The organism is Bradyrhizobium sp. WU425 (assembly GCF_021052305.1).
Lineage (GTDB): Bacteria > Pseudomonadota > Alphaproteobacteria > Rhizobiales > Xanthobacteraceae > Bradyrhizobium > Bradyrhizobium canariense_D.
This window is the reverse complement of record NZ_CP088089.1, coordinates 1500715-1516689: the sequence shown is the minus strand read 5'-3', so window position 1 is coordinate 1516689 and position 15975 is coordinate 1500715. Positions and strand designations below refer to the sequence as shown.

The window sequence follows — 15975 nt, the reverse complement described above, 5'->3', positions numbered from 1 at the left end:
CACGTCCATCATCACGTATGAAGGACGCCTCATCGATCGCGGGAATTTCATATGTCGCTCACCATTCGCCCCGTCACCAGGCAGGACTACGATCAATGGCTGCCGCTGTGGGACGGCTACAACGCCTTCTACGGCCGCTCCGGTCCGACCGCGCTCTCGCCCGAAATCACGCGCGTGACATGGCAGCGCTTTTTCGATGCCTATGAGCCGGTGCACGGATTGGTCGCCGAGAGTGACGGCCGCCTGCTCGGGATGACGAATTACCTGTTTCACCGCAGCACCACCGCGATCGAGCCGTCCTGCTATCTGCAGGACCTGTTCACGACCGAGGCCGCGCGCGGCAAGGGCGTCGGCTCGGCACTGATCCACGGCGTCTACGAGCGCGCAAAGCTCATGGGATCGCCGCGCGTGTACTGGCAGACGCACGAGACCAACGTGACGGCGCAGCGCCTGTACGACAAGGTCGCCGAGCGTTCCGGGTTCATCGTCTATCGCAAGATCTTCTGATCCTCGCGATCGCGCCGCCTGTGGATAACTCTGTCTGTCACCTGCGCGTAACATAGCGGGACTAGGCTGCAGCTGCGTCTGGTCAGCCCCCCGTCACCGATCAAGCGCCCCAAAGCGGTCCCCGTCAGTCGCCGCGTCTGACAGGGGCCGCATTTTTTTGTCGGCAGTCCTTGTCGGCAGCCTTGTCAGCATGGCAGCAACGCGGCGCACGGCTTGCTGCGGCGGGGCACCGCGGTCACAATGCGCCCCTGCCCATCTCCGACGGGGATCTCCCATGGAAATTCGCAATCTCGGCGCCTCCGGCCTGCGCGTGTCTGCGGTCGGGCTTGGCTGCAACAATTTCGGCCAGCGCACGGACCTGGAGACCTCGCGCAAGGTGATCCACGGCGCGCTCGATCTCGGCATCACGCTGTTCGACACCGCCGACATCTATGCCGGCATGGGCGGTTCGGAAACGGTGCTCGGCACCGTGCTCGGCGACCGCCGCAAGGAGATCGTGCTCGCCACCAAATTCTCCAAGCCGATGGCGGCCGACGGAACCAAGCAGGGCGCTTCGCGCCGCTACATCATGAACGCAGTCGAGGCGAGCCTGACGCGGCTCAAGACCGACTACATCGATCTCTATCAGCAGCACGATTACGACCCGCTGACTCCGATGGAGGAGACGCTGCGCGCGCTCGACGATCTCGTCCGTCAAGGCAAGGTGCGCTACATCGGCAATTCCAATTTTCCGGCCTGGCGCCTAGCGGAGGCCGAGTTCACCGCGCGCGCGATGAATGTCAGCCGCTTCGTCTCTTGCCAGGACGAATACAGCCTGCTGGTGCGCGACATCGAAAAGGATCTGCTGCCGGCGGCACAAGAGTACAAGCTCGGCCTGCTGCCGTTCTTCCCGCTCGCAAGCGGGCTGCTCACCGGCAAGTACCAGCGCGGCGCGGCCGCCCCGACCGATACGCGCTTCGGCAAGGTACCGGCATTACGCGACCGCTATGTCACGCCGCGCAACGAGGACATCGTCGAGAAGCTCACGGCATTTGCGAAAGCGCGCGGGCACAGCATGCTCGAGCTCGCCTTCTCCTGGCTCGCCGCGCGCCCGCAAGTGTCGAGCGTGATTGCCGGCGCCACCCGCGTCGCGCAGGTCGAGGAGAACGTGAAGGCGATTGCGTGGAAACTCGGTGCGGAGGAGATGGCGGAGATCGACAAGATCACGCTGGGCTGATCTTTGCGGCGGCGCGCGCTACTTGGCGCCGCGCCCCACCGTCTGCATCACCTCGAAGCCCTCGAACTGGGGATGGCCGAGATAGGTCGGCTTGGTGTCGCCGGCCCGCGCGTGCGCGGCACGAAAGGCATCCGATTTGGTCCAGGCCTCGAACGCCGCATGGTTCGCCCACACCGTGTGCGAGGCGTACAGCGTGTGATCCTCGAGCTCGGGGCCACGCAGCAGATGAAACTCGACGAAGCCCGGCACCTTGTCCAAATGAGTATCGCGCGAAAGCCAGACCTGTTCGAAAGCAGCCTCGGAGCCCTTGGCGACGCGGAAGCGGTTCATGGCGATGTACATGGGTGATGGTCTCCTGACGTTCGGCCGATCATGTCGTCATTCCGGGACGCGCCGCAAGGTGCGGGCCCCGGAATCGTAGGTTAAGCAACCAACCCCTTCATCGGACGTGCGCTTGCGCTATCTGGAAACACCGTCTCGGCCAGCACGCGATCCGACAGGCCGAACTGGCCCTGCAGCACGCCCTTGATCACGGAGCGCAGATCGGTGGTGGGCTTGAGGTCGCGGGCCTCGAAAAGGTTGGCGGGCTTGAGGCCGGGCCAGTCGGCGATGACGCGGCCGCCCTTCACCGCGCCGCCGGCGAGCAGCGCGATCGTTCCCGTGCCGTGATCGGTGCCGTCTGTGCCGTTGATGCGCGCGGTGCGGCCGAATTCGGTGGCGACCACGACGACGGTGTCGCGCCAGCGTTCCCCTAAGCCGCTTTCGAACTCGGCGAGCGCACCGTCGAGCCCGCCGAGCAGGAATGCGAGGCGACCGACAGGGCCGCCTTCATTGGCGTGCGTGTCCCAGCCATCGAACGCGAGCGCCGCGATGCGCGGGCCGTCGTCGGACGCCATCAGTTTTGCGGCGCCGCGCGCGACCTGCCGCATCTGCGCGACCGCGTTGCCCGGCTTCGGCTTCATGTCGTCGCCGCTCGCGGCCTTTTCCAGCGCAAGGCCCTGCGACAGCACAGCCGCCAGCGCGGGATCGCGGTGACGATAGAGCTCGACCAGACGCATTGCGGTGTCGTCATCGGCTTGCGGCAGCGCCACCGGCGCCCAGCCGACGGTCGGCGCATTGCCGCGCAGCACCAGCGGCGTGGTCGGGCCGACGGCAAGAGCACTCGACACCCGCTCGCCGCGCGGCAGCGCTTCCAGCGCGCGGTTGAGCCAACCGGATTGCACGCGCCCCGGGCCGGCATAGCCGCTTTCGAGCACGTCCTGGCCGTCGAAATGCGAGCGGTCGCGATAGGGCGTCGCGACCGCGTGGATCACCGCGGCGTGCCTGTCGCGATACATGCGTGCGAACTCAGGCATCGCCGGATGCAGCGCAAAGAAAGTATCGAGCATGATCGCGGGATGCGCACCGTCCGCCGTGAGCGCGATCGCCCCGTGCAGGCCGGCATAATCGGGATCGCCGACGGGCGCGACGGTCGAAAGCCCATCAAGCGCGCCGCGCAGGATCACCACGATCAGGCGAGGATCGCGGCCATCCGCGGCGCGCGCGAATTTCGGCAAGTAAGCCCAGGCCGCGAACGAGGCGCCGCCAAGCAGGAGGCCGCGCCGCGAGGTGAGGAGCCGGTTCTCGACGCAGTCGATCATCATCATCTCCTCTGCATTTCGGGCGACATCAACAGCAGCGCCAGCGCCTGCTGCCGCGACTCCGCGCGCTCGATGGTCCGCCGCGTTTCGATCGAGGCCGCATCCGCGGCGGCAAATTCCAACAAATCGAGCGGGTCGATGTTGGGCCCAAGCCGCGCGCCCATTTGCGCGGCAATGTCGAGCCGGAGCTTGATGCCTTCCGGCGCAGCCCAGGCGGCATTGGTGTCGGCGAAACCATTCGGGCCGGCCGGCGACCACAGCGGCTGGCCCAGCAGATTGAGGTTGTTGAGATAGGCGCCGGGATCCTCCGGCACGCGCGCGAGCAGCCGGCCGCTCGCGACCAGGAAATCATAAGGGCTGCGCATCTTCGTCAGTGGCGCCTTCCACGCCTCGTCGGAATCGACCAGTGCGGTTGCCAGCGCTTTGAGATCCCCGTCGGTCTTGATGAAGACATCGCGCAGTCGCGCCACCAGCGCCGGCGGCGGATCGTCGGCGACGAAGTGGCGGACGAATTTGGTGGCGATGAAGCTCGCGGTCGAGGGATGGCGTGCGATGTCCGCGAGGGCGGCTTCGCCTTGCGCAAGGCCGGTCGGCTCGTAGGTCTTGCCGAGCAGCATTTGCGGCCCGGGCTGGTGCGCATTGACGTTGAACACGAACGAACCGGGCGCTCCCAGCTGTCCCTGCCGGCCAGCAAAGGTCCAGCCGGTGATGATGCGCGCGAGCGAGGTGACGTCGTCCTGCGTATAGCCGCCGCCGACGCCGAGCGTATGCAGCTCCATGATCTCGCGCGCGAGATTTTCGTTCAGCCCGCGCTTGCGGTTCTGGCCCGCGCGCGAGTCCGGTCCGAGCGATTGCTGGTTGTCGAGGAAGAACAGCATCGCCGGATGCTGCTCCACCGCTTTCAGCATGTCGGCGAAACGTCCGAGCACATGCGGCCTGATCGCCTCGCGCTCGAACGCACCGGCCCAGATCCGCGCCAGCTCGCCCTTGCTGGCGGAGATGCAGAAATGGTTGGACCAGAACACGACCAGCCGTTCGGTGAAGCCGCACTCGACCAGCGTCGCGCGCTGCAACCGCGCCAGTACCTCGGCGCGAAAGGTTTTTTGGATGACGTTGAGCGGCTGCGGGGCGGGTTTTGCGGCAGGCGGCGCGGCCGCGTTGGGCTGCATGGTGTCCGGCTTGGCCATATTGTCCGCCGGCTTGTTGTCAGCCGGCTTATTGTTACCGGGCTTGGCCTCGGCCATCTGGCCGGCGATCTCGGTTGCCACGGCGTTCAGCGAGAGATTGCGGCGCGGTCCGGGCCTCTGATCGGCCGGCGCTTGCAACGGCGCTTCAGTCGGCGCGCCGGCCTTCGCGGCGGCCTCGCGCGCCTGCTTGACCTGATCCTGATAGGCGAACACGGCCTGCCCGAGCTGCGGCGCGGATTGCAGGCCCGGCGCCTCCAGCAGCACACCGTTGGGACGAGTGAGTTCCGCCTTCACAAAGCCGCGAGGATCGGAGGCCGCGTTGATGAGATCGCCGGATGCGCCGCCGCGGGCGCCGAAGCCGAAACGGTTGAGCGCGACGAGCGCGGCTTGCGAATCGCGGGCCATCGATATGTCCTTCGCGCGCTGCCAACCGCTTTCCCGATACGTGCGCGAGGCCTAATATACCGCAGCGGGAGATGAACCCGGCATGAAAACGACAGCCCGGCTTTTGCGCAAATCATGACAAATCGGCAAGACATTCCGGCGCAGCAACCCCGCCGCCTCGCCTGCTCTCGTTGCGGCGCCGAGTTCGGCTGCGACCTCTCCGGCACCTGCTGGTGCGCGGAAGAAACGGCGCGGCTGCCGATGCCGGTCAAGGGCGAGGATTGCTTGTGCCGGGCGTGCTTGCGTGCGGCGGCGGAGGCAACATAACCCTCCGCTTCCGCGGTATGGGTCCTAGCTTTCGCCAGGACGACGTTGAGGAGAGACGGCTCGCGACAACTACACTGGATGCCCCGGGGACTTCCGTGCCATGCCGTCGAACGCATCCAGCAGCTTTTCGCGCCAGGCGTAAACCGGGTCGTCCGCTTCCAGCAGCTTGAACGGGCTCGTCGCGCGCGCCCACTGAAAACCGCCGAACACGATGTAGTCGGCATAGTTCGGTGCGGCGCCGCCGATGAAGGGCTGCTTCTTGAGGGTCTGCCGCATCACCTCGAGCGATTTGCGGAAGGCGACCACGCCGGCATCGCGGCTGGCCATGATCTCTTCCAGCCTCTTGCCGCCGAAACGGGCCTCGCGCGACTGGCGGAAATAGGCGGCGTCCACCTCGTCCAGATTGTTCGGAATGTCGGCGATGATCAATGGAAAGATGCCGCCGACGATGGCGATGTCGCCCCAGACATTGAGCATGCGTGCCATGGCGCGCCCGCCCTCGCCGCCAAACAGCGACGGACGATCCGGAAACTTGTCTTCGAGATAGATCGCGATCGTCCAGGAATCGACCACCGGCTGGTCGTGATGCAGCAGCACCGGAACCTTCTCCGAGCCATGTGGCGCGATCGCGCTCTTCTCGGTGAAGCGCCAGGGCAACGTTTCCGCCGAAAGGCCCTTGTGCGCCAGCGCCATTCGCGTGCGCCAGCAGAACGGGCTGAACGGTCGCGAGGCGTCTGTGCCGACGAGTTCGAAGAGTTTGAGCGACATGAAAGGGTCTCCCGGTATTCCGTCATTGCACGCGAAGCGAAGCAATCCAGGACTGCCGCCGCGGAAGCATTCTGGATTGCTTCGCTTGCGCTCGCAACGACGGATGTGGAGAGCTAGCGCCCGTTCGTGCGCAGCAGCCTCTCGCCGTCCTCCGTCACCGCGATCACCAGCCCCATTCCGGGCAGCGTCTCGCGCGCGACATAGCCGCGGTCGGCGGCGTCTTCCCAGATGGTGAGGCGCGGGCACGACGTCTTCCAGGTCGCGATCACCTCGGCATAGGCGCGGGGCTCGCGCGCAACCCACTCGACGAAGTCCAGCACCAGCGGGTCGGCAGTCTCGCTCATTGCAGACCTCCCTTGTCGAAGGCTGCCAGCACCGGCGTGCGGACCAGCAGCCAGCTGCCATAGGCGATATAGTAGCAGGCGATGGTGGTGATCAGCTTCATCGACCAGGCCACGAATTGCTGGTCGGTCATGGCTTCGAGGATGCGCCGCGCCAGCGTGGTGCCGAGCATGGATGCTGCGATCGCGACGGCCGCGAGCACGGGATCGAGCGTCGCCGCCTGGTCGATCACGCCGCCGAAATAGATCAGCTTGCTGAAATGGCTGACGAGCTGGCACATCGCCTTGGTCGCCACCTTCTCGCGCCGGCCGAAATCGCCGCCGAGGAAGAAGGTGTCGAGCAGCGGCCCCGACACGCCGGTCATCAGCATGAGGCCCATGCAGATCGTGCCGTAGACGGTGCCCTGCCAAAGACGGTCGGGATCCGGCTTGATGTTGGCGGGCAGCAGCCGCGCCATGAACGGCGTGATCCCGAGCAGCAGCAGCGCGACCGGCTTGTCCGGTACGTAGCGCGTGAGCGACCACGCCGCGAGCGCGACGGCCGCGCCGACCATATAGTTCGCGACCGGCCGCCAGCGGATATGCGCGCGCCAGAGAAAGGCCCGCCAGCCATTCGAGGCCATCTGCGTGATCGCATGCAGCACCATCGCAGTCGGCAGCGGCATCAAGGCCAGCAGCACGCCGATCAGGATCAGCCCGCCCGCCATGCCGAACAGCCCCGACAGGAACGCGCTGCCGACCATCAGCAATCCAAGGGCAGCGATCATGATGGGCGTCACGTGAAAATCTCCGATTGGCCTTCTCCCCGCGCGCGGGCAGAGGCGAAGGGAAACGTGCCCCGCTTGCCTCGTCTACGCAAACTGAGTTATCTTGGCCTGGCATCAGCTTTCCTGAGGGTCGGTCATTTGCGGCGCTTGCTGTTTCTCAACGGCATCAAGGCATTCGAGGCCGCGGCGCGGGCCGGCAGCTTTGCCGCGGCCGGCCTCGAGCTGAGCGTATCGGCAGCCGCCGTCAGCCGCATGGTGCACATCCTGGAAGAACGGCTCGGCGTCGCGCTGTTCGAGCGCAAGGCCAACAAGCTGCTGCTGACGCAGGCGGGCCGCGCCTATCAGAGCGGGCTGACGCCGATCTTCGATGCGCTCGCAAGCCTCACCGCGCAGGTGACGGCGCCCTCGAGCGTCCGCGTGCTCACCATCGGCATCGGCCACACCTTTGCGATGCGCTGGCTGATCCCGCGCCTGTCGGAGTTTCGCAGCGAAGAGCCCGACATCGAGGTGCGCTTCACCACCGGCGGCGCGTCGGTGCCGTTCGGCGAGGACTGGAGCTGCGGCATCCAGCTCGGCACCGGCGACTGGCCGGGGCTGGTGGCCGAGCCGCTGTTCGCCGGCGACCTCACGCCGGTCTGCGTGCCCCGCCTCGCCTCCTCGCTGAAGCGCCCGGCCGATCTCAAGGCACCGAGCCTGATCCGCGTCGCGCATTCGCCCGAGGACTGGCCGATCTGGCTCAAGGCCGCAAACCTCGCGCGCGTCAACGCGCGGGGACCGGAGTTCCAGTTCTACGGCCAGGCGCTTCAGGCTGCCGCCGACGGGCTCGGAATCGCCATGGGCATCCGACCCTATATCGACGACGACCTCGCCGCCGGCCGGCTGGTGGCGCCATTCGAGCTCTCGGTGCCCAAGGGCATGCGCTGGTACCTGCTCTATCGCAGCTTCCAGACCGAGCAGCGCGACTTTGCCGCGTTCCGCCGGTGGATCATGCGCGCGGCGTCGGAACCCGCCGCCCGTCCCGTCCGGCGGCCCGGCCGCACCAGCGCGCGGAACTGACGCTGCTATCGGACTTTGGCAAAAAAGCCCGCCGCTTGTGAACGGCTTCACATCCTGAAATCCGCAAACGTGGTCCCCTGACCCTCCAACAAGGCGCTCGAATAAAACATTTTGGGGACTGCAATGACGACCCTTTACGACGGCTTTGACATCGAATCCTTCGAAGCTGGCCAGGGACTGTGGCACGCCCGGATCCGGCGTGCCGATTTCAGCCCGGTTGCCATCGACGGCGTGCTGTTTCCGGCCATGGAAGTCGGCTTCGCCTGGCCTGATCCCGATGCCGCGATTGCCCATGCCAAGCATCACATCGATCGGTTCCGCCGGCGGGCCGACGACAGCGACGACGAATAAGCGAGCGGGACTGCAGGCGAACCAAGGAACGGCGCAGGGTCAAAGGGGGAAATCGGTCATGTCAGTCATCGAATTCGAAGACACGCCGCGGCCGAGGATTTACACCCGCAATGTGTTGTCCAGCTGCCCGGAATGCGAGGGCGATCTCACGGTGCTCCGCGTGATCGGCGGCCGTGCCGGATGCGAGTATTGGACCATGCGCTGCACCGATTGCGGCGGCATCCATCTCGACATCCTCGAGCCGCGTCAGGCAGCCGGGGACGATGAGGGACCGCTGCCGGCGGCCTGATCGCAAGATCCCAAGGCCTGCTGCCAACCTGCTGTCAGCAGTCTGAGCATTGCCGGGCATTCGCTCTTTATTGCGAGGCGGACTCGCCCCATATTCGGAGCATGGCGAAGAAACCTGCATCCTCCGAAAAGTCCGGCAAATCCCCCAAGGCCAAGGCTCCGAACGCCGCGCCGAATTCCAAGGCGTCTCGCCCCGACGTGCAGCCGATCGGGCCGGCGTTGGCCGAGTTGCTCAATCCCGCGATCAATCGCGGCGATGCCGGGCTCGGATCGGGCACCGGACTGCAGCCGCCGCCGGACAATTCGCGCGACCGCCGCTCCGGAGGCGAGGCCGCCGCGCATCGCGCGCGGGCCTCGACGCCGAAAGAGTTTCCGCAGGACAATACGAGGCCAATGCCGCTGCGGCCCAATCCGCAGCCGCCCGGCGCCCGCGACGCGGGCTTCGACGAGGCGCCGCAGGCCAATTACGGAACCGCGGCCACGATACCGACGCTCGATCCGGAACTGGCGCGTCAGCTCGGCCTCCCGACGGAAGAGGACGATGCCGAAGCCCTGGCTCGTCCGCCGCGCAGCAAGATGGAGGCGCTCGGCGTCAAGGCCACCGCCGACGCGCTGGAATCGCTGATCCGCGAGGGCCGGCCGGAGTTCCGCAAGGACGACGGCTCCACCAGGGTGTGGACCCCGCATCGGCCGCCGCGCCCGGAAAAGTCCGAAGGCGGCGTGCGCTTCGAGATCAAGTCGCATTATGAGCCGCGCGGCGACCAGCCAACCGCAATCGCCGAGCTGGTCGAGGGCATCAACCGCAACGACCGCTCGCAGGTGCTGCTCGGCGTCACCGGCTCCGGCAAGACCTACACCATGGCCAAGGTGATCGAGGCGACGCAGCGGCCCGCCATCATCCTGGCACCGAACAAGACGCTCGCCGCCCAGCTCTATGGCGAGTTCAAGAGCTTCTTCCCCGACAACGCGGTCGAGTATTTCGTCAGCTATTACGACTATTACCAGCCGGAAGCGTATGTCCCTCGCACCGACACCTACATAGAAAAGGACTCCTCGATCAACGAGCAGATCGACCGCATGCGCCACTCGGCGACGCGCGCGCTGCTCGAACGCGACGACGTCATCATCGTTGCCTCGGTGTCCTGCATCTACGGTATCGGCTCGGTCGAAACCTACACCGCGATGACCTTTGCCCTGAAGAAGGGCGAGCGCATCGACCAGCGCCAGCTGATCGCCGACCTCGTCGCGCTGCAGTACAAGCGCACCCAGGCCGATTTTACCCGCGGCACATTTCGCGTGCGCGGCGATGTCATCGACATCTTCCCGGCGCACTATGAAGACCGTGCCTGGCGCGTGAACCTGTTCGGCGACACCGTCGAGACCATCGAGGAGTTCGACCCGCTCACCGGCCACAAGCAGGACGAGCTCGAATTCATCAAGATCTACGCCAACTCGCACTATGTGACGCCGCGCCCGACGCTGGTGCAGGCGATCAAGTCGATCAAATCCGAATTGAAGATGCGGCTGGACCAGCTCCACGACCAGGGCCGCCTGCTGGAAGCGCAAAGACTGGAGCAACGCACCACCTTCGACCTCGAGATGATGGAGGCAACCGGAAGCTGCGCCGGCATCGAGAACTATTCGCGCTATCTCACCGGGCGCCTGCCCGGCGAGCCGCCGCCGACGCTGTTCGAATATGTGCCCGACAACGCGCTGGTGTTCGCCGACGAGAGCCACGTCACCGTTCCCCAGATCGGCGGCATGTTCCGCGGCGACTTCCGCCGCAAGGCGACGCTCGCCGAATATGGCTTCCGGCTGCCCTCTTGCATGGACAACCGCCCGCTGCGCTTCGAGGAATGGGACATGATGCGGCCGCAGACCATCGCGGTCTCCGCGACGCCCAGCGCCTGGGAGATCAACGAGAGCGGCGGCGTGTTCGTCGAGCAGGTGATTCGCCCGACCGGTCTGATTGATCCGCCGGTCCACATCCGCCCGGCCCGCACCCAAGTCGACGATCTCGTCGGCGAGGTCCGGGCCACGGCGCAGGCCGGCTATCGCTCGCTGATTACGGTGCTGACAAAGCGCATGGCGGAGGATCTCACCGAATATCTGCATGAGCAGGGCATTCGCGTTCGCTACATGCACAGCGATATCGACACCATCGAACGCATCGAGATCATTCGCGATCTGCGGCTCGGCGCGTTCGACGCGCTGGTCGGCATCAATTTGCTGCGCGAAGGCCTCGACATTCCCGAATGCGCGCTGGTCGCGATCCTCGACGCCGACAAGGAAGGCTTCCTGCGCAGCGAAACCTCGCTGATCCAGACCATCGGCCGCGCCGCGCGCAACGTCGACGGCAAGGTGATCCTCTATGCCGACCAGATGACGGGCTCGATGGAGCGCGCCATCGCCGAAACCGACCGCCGCCGCGAGAAGCAGGTCGAGTACAACACGGCGCATGGCATCACGCCGGAGAGCATCAAGAAGTCGATCGGCGACATCATGAACAGCGTCTACGAGCGCGATCATGTGCTGGTCGAGATCGGCGGCCACGACATGACCGACGACGTCATCTCGATCGGCCACAATTTTGAAGCCGTGCTCGGCGATCTCGAGACGAGGATGCGCGAGGCCGCCGCCGATCTGAACTTCGAGGAAGCCGCGCGCCTGCGCGACGAGGTCAAGCGCCTGCGCGCCACCGAGCTCGCGGTGGTCGACGATCCCACCGTCAAGCAGCGCACGGTGCAGGGCAAGGCCGGAGCCTATGCGGGCGCGAAGAAATACGGCGACGCCGCCAATTTGCCGGTCAGCGCGCTGAAGAACAAGAGCGCCGCCACAGCGCTCAAGGCCAGCGGCAGCAAGGGCTCGCGAATCCACAAGCCGCATCTCGACGAGATGCACGGCCCGGAATCGTTGCCATATCGGGGCGACCGCGCGCTGCCGTCGAAGCCGTTCGGTGGCGAGAGCCGCATCATCCAGCCGACGGATTCAAGGCAGTCAGGGCCGGAGTTCGGGCCATCGCCGAGGTCGAGCGGTGGGGCGCCGGGGCATAGGGGTGGGTGGAAGAAGAGGTAAGGGGGCGCGGAGCGCCGGCGCCGCCCATGGTTGTTCATGGCGGCGTCGGAGAATCATGAGAACGCGAACTCACCCCAGGCTCGCCGTCACCACCGCCATCATCGACAGCAGCAGCACGGTTGTCATCAGTTGCAGCGAGGCGACCGCCTGGGTGCGCCATGCCGTGATCTTGTCGGCGAGCGACAGATGGGCCTCGAAGACTTCGGTTCGTAGACGGTCTTGAACAAATGCGGGAAGCTCGGCCCGAAGCTCACTGCAAGCAGCGCATGGGCGAGCGAGACGATGACGACGAAGATGGCGACGCCGGGATCGCCGACCAGGTCGTGATGCCGACCAGCTTGAGCAGGAAGGCGGCGGCGGCGAAGGTCGGGAAGCTCTGCAGCGTCGCGGTCAGTGCGAGGCCTTCGAGCGCGTTGTGCATGCTGGACTTTCTGACTCTGGCGACGGCGGCCATGGCACGTCTCCCTGAGGACATGCAGATGAATCTAGCCGTCATCAGGGTGACCTGATGTGAGATGCGTCACGCCCATTTCCTCTGCGGGAACAAGGCGCGCGCGCCCCGCATGACCAGGGGTTACAGCTTGCCCTGCCCGTTCACCTGGCTCTGCTGTTGCCGCTGTCTCTCCTGCTCTTGCTGTTCCTTGGCATGGTGGCGGCCGTAGAGGCAGCCGGCGGCGGCGCCGAGGACGCCGTGATGGCCGGCATAGTGGCCGGCGACGCCGCCGACGACGGCGCCCTTGATGCAGCCCTTGGCGTTGGCGGCGGACGTCGCGCCACAGATGAGAAGTACGGCGATGGCGGCGAGGGATTTCATGGATCGATGTCTCCGGATGCGGTGTCGCACTCTCAACAGGCACGGGCCCGTCCCGGTTCCCGCGCGCGCACGCGATGCTTCGCTAGACCATGCAGCCGAACGCCTGCACGAATTCGTGAAGGCTCGCGCTCGCTCAACCATAAAAACCTGGCATTGCGCTGGCGCGTCATACGTCAGCAATATCCCCTGTGGTTTGCGGATTGCCGGTGTCCGAGGCAGCGCGTTAGCCTTGCGCGAACTCCACACGGCCGATGAGGGCGGGCGGAATGACGGTCGAGAAGCTCAATCGCCAGCGCGTGCTGCATCTGCTCGACGCCATCTCGCGCAGCGATCTCGCTGCCGCGCTGTCGTGCTGCACCGACGACGTCGACTTCCTCACCCACGCGCCGATCGATGTGCTGCCGCACATGGGCCCCTGTCACGGCAAGCAGGAGCTCGGCGAATTCTGGCGCACCGTGCAGGAGCGATACGCCGAGATCCGCTACGAGGTGCCGCAGATCGTCGCCGAGGGCGACGCGGTCGCGGCCTATCTGCGCGTGTTCTTCAGGAAGCGCAGCAACGACCGCATCATTCAGGTCGACATGGCCGTGTTCTACACTTTTCGCCACGGCCAGGTGGCGCAGATCCGGGAGATCATCGATTCCTACGATCTGGTGCAGCAGGTGCTGGAGCGTGAGATCGGCCCCCTGATCGTGGGCGAGCGGGTGGACGGGGGTTAGCTCTCTCCCAAACCGGCCCGGACCGGGAAAAATGCGGGGTTTTATTGTAAATCTCACCGGGATCAATTGTGCATTGCGAAAACGTGAATTGCGTTTTGGCCGAATTGACGTATTTTGTTCGCATACAAATGAGTTGAGCGACCCCGCGGCACCTTTCCTGTGCGCTTGGGGTTGTTTTTCGCTTTTTCGAAAGCCAGCTTCAGGACTGCCCAAGATGACAGAGCACAGCCTCTGGCGTTTCTCGCGTGCGTTGCACCGCGCGATCAACGACCGGCATTTCGAGGACATCGAGGCCCTGATCGACGAGGACGTCGAGTGGGCGCTCTATGGGCCGATCGACATGTTTCCGTTCCTCGGCGCGCGCCAGGGCAAGGACGCCGTGCTCGACGTCATCCGCCAATTCGCCGACAATTTCCAGGTCCGCCGCTTCGACCGCGAGAGCATCATGCTCGGTGTCGATTCCGCCGCCTCGATGCTGCGCTATTCGCTGACCGCACTGGATTCCAGCAAGCCGATCAGCTTGCGGGTGGCGCAGTTTGCCCAGTTCAGGGCGGGCAAGCTCACCAGCATGCGCGTGCTGATCGACACGTTTGATCTGGTCGAGCAGGCACTTGGCCGCGCCATTCATCTGCCGAAGATGACCAGCGTCGGCTGAACGGAACACCAACGGGCCCCGCACTTCGGGACCGATGGCTGAGCACCCCACGACGCGTCCTGGCCTCCAGCCCCGCCGGATGCAATCGTGGAGAAGCTCGTCATCGGGCGCGCGCCTTTCGCGCGGCCCGTTGGTTCGCGTCTGATGGAACCGCCACAATTTCGCAATGATGGTTCCGCATCCTCGGCGGGAACTGGGCTGACGGGCAGGACGATGGAATTCGCGACAGGGTTTGGCTGGACCAGGCTGCCGATGCTGGCGGCCGCTTTGATCTTGGGATCGGTGCTGACGGTTTCGGCGCAGATCATTCCGCCCTTCTCCCCCGGCCCGGCCGCAGCGCCCGACGACGACGCCGAAGCGGCGGAGGCCCCCGACGTCAACGACCCCGACGTGCTGAGCGGCATCGACGTTGACAAGCTCGACTGGGGCCAGCTCGCGATCGACGCCGGCACGCTCAACGACATCATCGCCGCCAAGAAGCGCGCGCAGGCCGCCGCCAAGGACGGGCTGAACTGGGCGACGAACGCCAACGCCAACGGCTCCTCGGCGGTGACGGTGAAGCAGTCGGTATCCTCATTCTGGGACGCCCGCATCGGCGCCGACATGACGGTGACGAGCGAGCCGCGGACGATGTCCGAGCTGCTGGCACAGAAGGCCAGCAATGGCGGCAGCGTGCCTCAATCGTCCGGCAGCGCCTGGGCGGCCGCGACCGCGCCGGGCGCCGGCGCGATCTGGGACAAGACCGCGGTGGAGGCTCGCGTCGATCCCGGCGCGGAGCAGAGCAAGCTCGGGGCCTCGCTGATCAAGTCGGTGCCGCTGTCGGGCGACACGTCGCTGACGCTGCAGAACGGCTACAGCGTCAACCAGCAGGGCACCACGGCGCTCCCCGGCGTCGGCGGTCACGTCACGCGCAATTACGAGACCGAGCAGTCGGCCAAGGTCACTCTCACCGATACCGGCACCAGCATCACCGCGGGCCAGTCGCTGTCGACCACGGACGACAAATGGCTGCGCAAGGTCGGCGCGGAACAGAAGCTGTTCGACAACGTCACCGTCTCCGGTTCGGTCGGCGAAACCTCGCAAGGGGCGATCAACAAGAGCCTGACGGCGGGTTTCAAGAAGAGCTGGTAGCTGTTTTCGCCTCTCCCCCTGCGGGGCGAGGGAGTCGAGCACCGACCGGCCGCGCATTCACTTCGGCGCGGCGGCCGCGTTCAGACTCCGGTAACCATACGCCACGGCAAAGCCCCCGAATGGACCGCCCTTGCCGCACCTCGGCCAAGTTGCGGCCAAAATCCGGCGCCCTAGTCCCAGACCGACGTCGTCGTGCGGGGGACACTCGCGCTGCGCTCAACGCGAACAGGGGAATAACGATGAACGCCATGCGTCCGGAAAAGACCGAAGCCACCGAGACCGAGACCATCGACACCAACCTTGCCGCAGTGACGGAAGTCGAAGCCGGCATCCGTGACTTCGTCCGCAACGACATCGCCTATCTGCGCCGTCCGGCAGCGACCGCCGCGGACGCGCCGCCGCTCGATCCGAGCGCGGAGGCCACCGTCACCAACGTCAACTCGCTGATCCAGCGCGTCGCCGGCACCTCCCTCGCCGAGATCGAGAATTTGATCTCCGAGCTCGAGAGCCTGCGCGACCTGCTCCACGCCGAAGGCCAGCGCGTCCAGCGCGAGATCTCCGGCTACGCCCAGCTCAGCCAGGCCGCGATGAAGTCGACCCGCATGATCGCCGACAACGTCTCGCAGTGGAAGCGCGCCGCCGACGGCCTGCGCAACAGTTGATCGCTGCATCCCGCATCACCAGCCGCCGCGTTCCGAAAGGGGCGCGGCGGTTTTGATTCGTGGGGTGTGTGACGGTGCGCACGCGCC

General features: G+C 65.9%; 19 protein-coding genes. 11 read left to right on the top strand and 8 right to left on the bottom strand.

The features are described 5' to 3' along the window. Positions 1-51: 51 nt before the first annotated feature. Together BcanWU425_RS07300 and BcanWU425_RS07295 are read left to right on the top strand one after the other, a co-directional pair. The gene (locus tag BcanWU425_RS07300) at positions 52-507 is read left to right on the top strand and encodes a GNAT family N-acetyltransferase (RefSeq protein ID WP_018453542.1); all 456 of its coding nucleotides are present in this window, start codon (positions 52-54) and stop codon (positions 505-507) included. Positions 508-781: 274 nt separating this feature from the next. Beyond that, the gene (locus BcanWU425_RS07295) at positions 782-1723 is read left to right on the top strand and encodes an aldo/keto reductase (RefSeq protein WP_018453541.1); all 942 of its coding nucleotides are present in this window, start codon (positions 782-784) and stop codon (positions 1721-1723) included. 18 nt (positions 1724-1741) lie between these two features. Here BcanWU425_RS07295 and BcanWU425_RS07290 read toward each other — a convergent pair whose 3' ends face one another. The 3 genes from BcanWU425_RS07290 to BcanWU425_RS07280 all read right to left on the bottom strand — a co-directional run bounded on the left by BcanWU425_RS07290 (position 1742) and on the right by BcanWU425_RS07280 (position 4955). After that, a complete protein-coding gene (locus BcanWU425_RS07290) occupies positions 1742-2065 on the bottom strand; it encodes an antibiotic biosynthesis monooxygenase family protein (protein WP_007596764.1) in 324 nt (107 codons plus the stop codon). 80 nt (positions 2066-2145) lie between these two features. Continuing rightward, positions 2146-3363, bottom strand: coding sequence for a DUF1501 domain-containing protein (locus tag BcanWU425_RS07285; RefSeq protein WP_026232550.1), 1218 nt, complete (start codon positions 3361-3363; stop codon positions 2146-2148). A gap of 2 nt (positions 3364-3365) precedes the next feature. After that, entirely contained in the window at positions 3366-4955 is a 1590-nt protein-coding gene (locus BcanWU425_RS07280) for a DUF1800 domain-containing protein (protein WP_231190252.1), read from the bottom strand. A 114-nt stretch (positions 4956-5069) separates the two neighbouring features. Here BcanWU425_RS07280 and BcanWU425_RS07275 point away from each other — a divergent pair, with 114 nt between their 5' ends. Further along, the gene (locus BcanWU425_RS07275; protein WP_083926324.1) at positions 5070-5261 is read left to right on the top strand and encodes a cysteine-rich CWC family protein; all 192 of its coding nucleotides are present in this window, start codon (positions 5070-5072) and stop codon (positions 5259-5261) included. A 69-nt stretch (positions 5262-5330) separates the two neighbouring features. Here the strand turns inward: BcanWU425_RS07275 and BcanWU425_RS07270 are convergent, their stop codons facing one another. The 3 genes from BcanWU425_RS07270 to BcanWU425_RS07260 all read right to left on the bottom strand — a co-directional run bounded on the left by BcanWU425_RS07270 (position 5331) and on the right by BcanWU425_RS07260 (position 7149). Beyond that, a complete protein-coding gene (locus BcanWU425_RS07270) occupies positions 5331-6029 on the bottom strand; it encodes a glutathione S-transferase family protein (protein WP_018453538.1) in 699 nt (232 codons plus the stop codon). A 113-nt stretch (positions 6030-6142) separates the two neighbouring features. After that, positions 6143-6373 (bottom strand): hypothetical protein, encoded by a 231-nt coding sequence (locus BcanWU425_RS07265; RefSeq protein ID WP_018453537.1) that lies wholly within the window; start codon positions 6371-6373, stop codon positions 6143-6145. Beyond that, positions 6370-7149: a sulfite exporter TauE/SafE family protein gene (locus BcanWU425_RS07260; RefSeq protein WP_204512358.1), complete on the bottom strand. Its 780-nt coding sequence runs from the start codon at positions 7147-7149 to the stop codon at positions 6370-6372. Before BcanWU425_RS07260 ends, BcanWU425_RS07265 begins: the two co-directional genes overlap by 4 nt. A 126-nt stretch (positions 7150-7275) precedes the next feature. On the opposite strand from BcanWU425_RS07260, the gene BcanWU425_RS07255 reads away from it, so the two are divergent. From BcanWU425_RS07255 to uvrB, 4 genes are all read left to right on the top strand, one after another. Beyond that, positions 7276-8193: a LysR substrate-binding domain-containing protein gene (locus tag BcanWU425_RS07255; protein WP_018453535.1), complete on the top strand. Its 918-nt coding sequence runs from the start codon at positions 7276-7278 to the stop codon at positions 8191-8193. Between the two features lie 123 nt (positions 8194-8316). Next, positions 8317-8544, top strand: coding sequence for a hypothetical protein (locus BcanWU425_RS07250; RefSeq protein ID WP_007596778.1), 228 nt, complete (start codon positions 8317-8319; stop codon positions 8542-8544). Between the two features lie 58 nt (positions 8545-8602). Further along, positions 8603-8833 carry a hypothetical protein gene (locus BcanWU425_RS07245; RefSeq protein ID WP_018453534.1) on the top strand — a complete coding sequence of 77 codons (231 nt, stop codon included), beginning with the start codon at positions 8603-8605 and terminating at the stop codon, positions 8831-8833. Between the two features lie 101 nt (positions 8834-8934). Further along, the gene (gene uvrB / locus BcanWU425_RS07240) at positions 8935-11907 is read left to right on the top strand and encodes an excinuclease ABC subunit UvrB (protein WP_204512359.1); all 2973 of its coding nucleotides are present in this window, start codon (positions 8935-8937) and stop codon (positions 11905-11907) included. Positions 11908-12157: 250 nt separating this feature from the next. Here uvrB and BcanWU425_RS07235 read toward each other — a convergent pair whose 3' ends face one another. Continuing rightward, positions 12158-12361 carry a hypothetical protein gene (locus BcanWU425_RS07235; protein ID WP_231190249.1) on the bottom strand — a complete coding sequence of 68 codons (204 nt, stop codon included), beginning with the start codon at positions 12359-12361 and terminating at the stop codon, positions 12158-12160. Positions 12362-12481: 120 nt separating this feature from the next. Further along, entirely contained in the window at positions 12482-12721 is a 240-nt protein-coding gene (locus BcanWU425_RS07230; protein WP_018453532.1) for a hypothetical protein, read from the bottom strand. A gap of 266 nt (positions 12722-12987) precedes the next feature. Here BcanWU425_RS07230 and BcanWU425_RS07225 point away from each other — a divergent pair, with 266 nt between their 5' ends. The 4 genes from BcanWU425_RS07225 to BcanWU425_RS07210 all read left to right on the top strand — a co-directional run bounded on the left by BcanWU425_RS07225 (position 12988) and on the right by BcanWU425_RS07210 (position 15888). Next, positions 12988-13440, top strand: coding sequence for a nuclear transport factor 2 family protein (locus BcanWU425_RS07225; protein WP_204512360.1), 453 nt, complete (start codon positions 12988-12990; stop codon positions 13438-13440). A 214-nt stretch (positions 13441-13654) separates the two neighbouring features. Beyond that, on the top strand, positions 13655-14095 hold the full coding sequence (locus tag BcanWU425_RS07220; RefSeq protein WP_018453530.1) for a nuclear transport factor 2 family protein: 441 nt from the start codon (positions 13655-13657) through the stop codon (positions 14093-14095). A gap of 213 nt (positions 14096-14308) precedes the next feature. Beyond that, complete coding sequence (locus tag BcanWU425_RS07215) at positions 14309-15226, top strand: hypothetical protein (RefSeq protein WP_026232548.1); 918 nt, start codon at positions 14309-14311, stop codon at positions 15224-15226. A 239-nt stretch (positions 15227-15465) separates the two neighbouring features. Beyond that, positions 15466-15888: a hypothetical protein gene (locus BcanWU425_RS07210; RefSeq protein ID WP_018453528.1), complete on the top strand. Its 423-nt coding sequence runs from the start codon at positions 15466-15468 to the stop codon at positions 15886-15888. Positions 15889-15975: the final 87 nt, after the last annotated feature.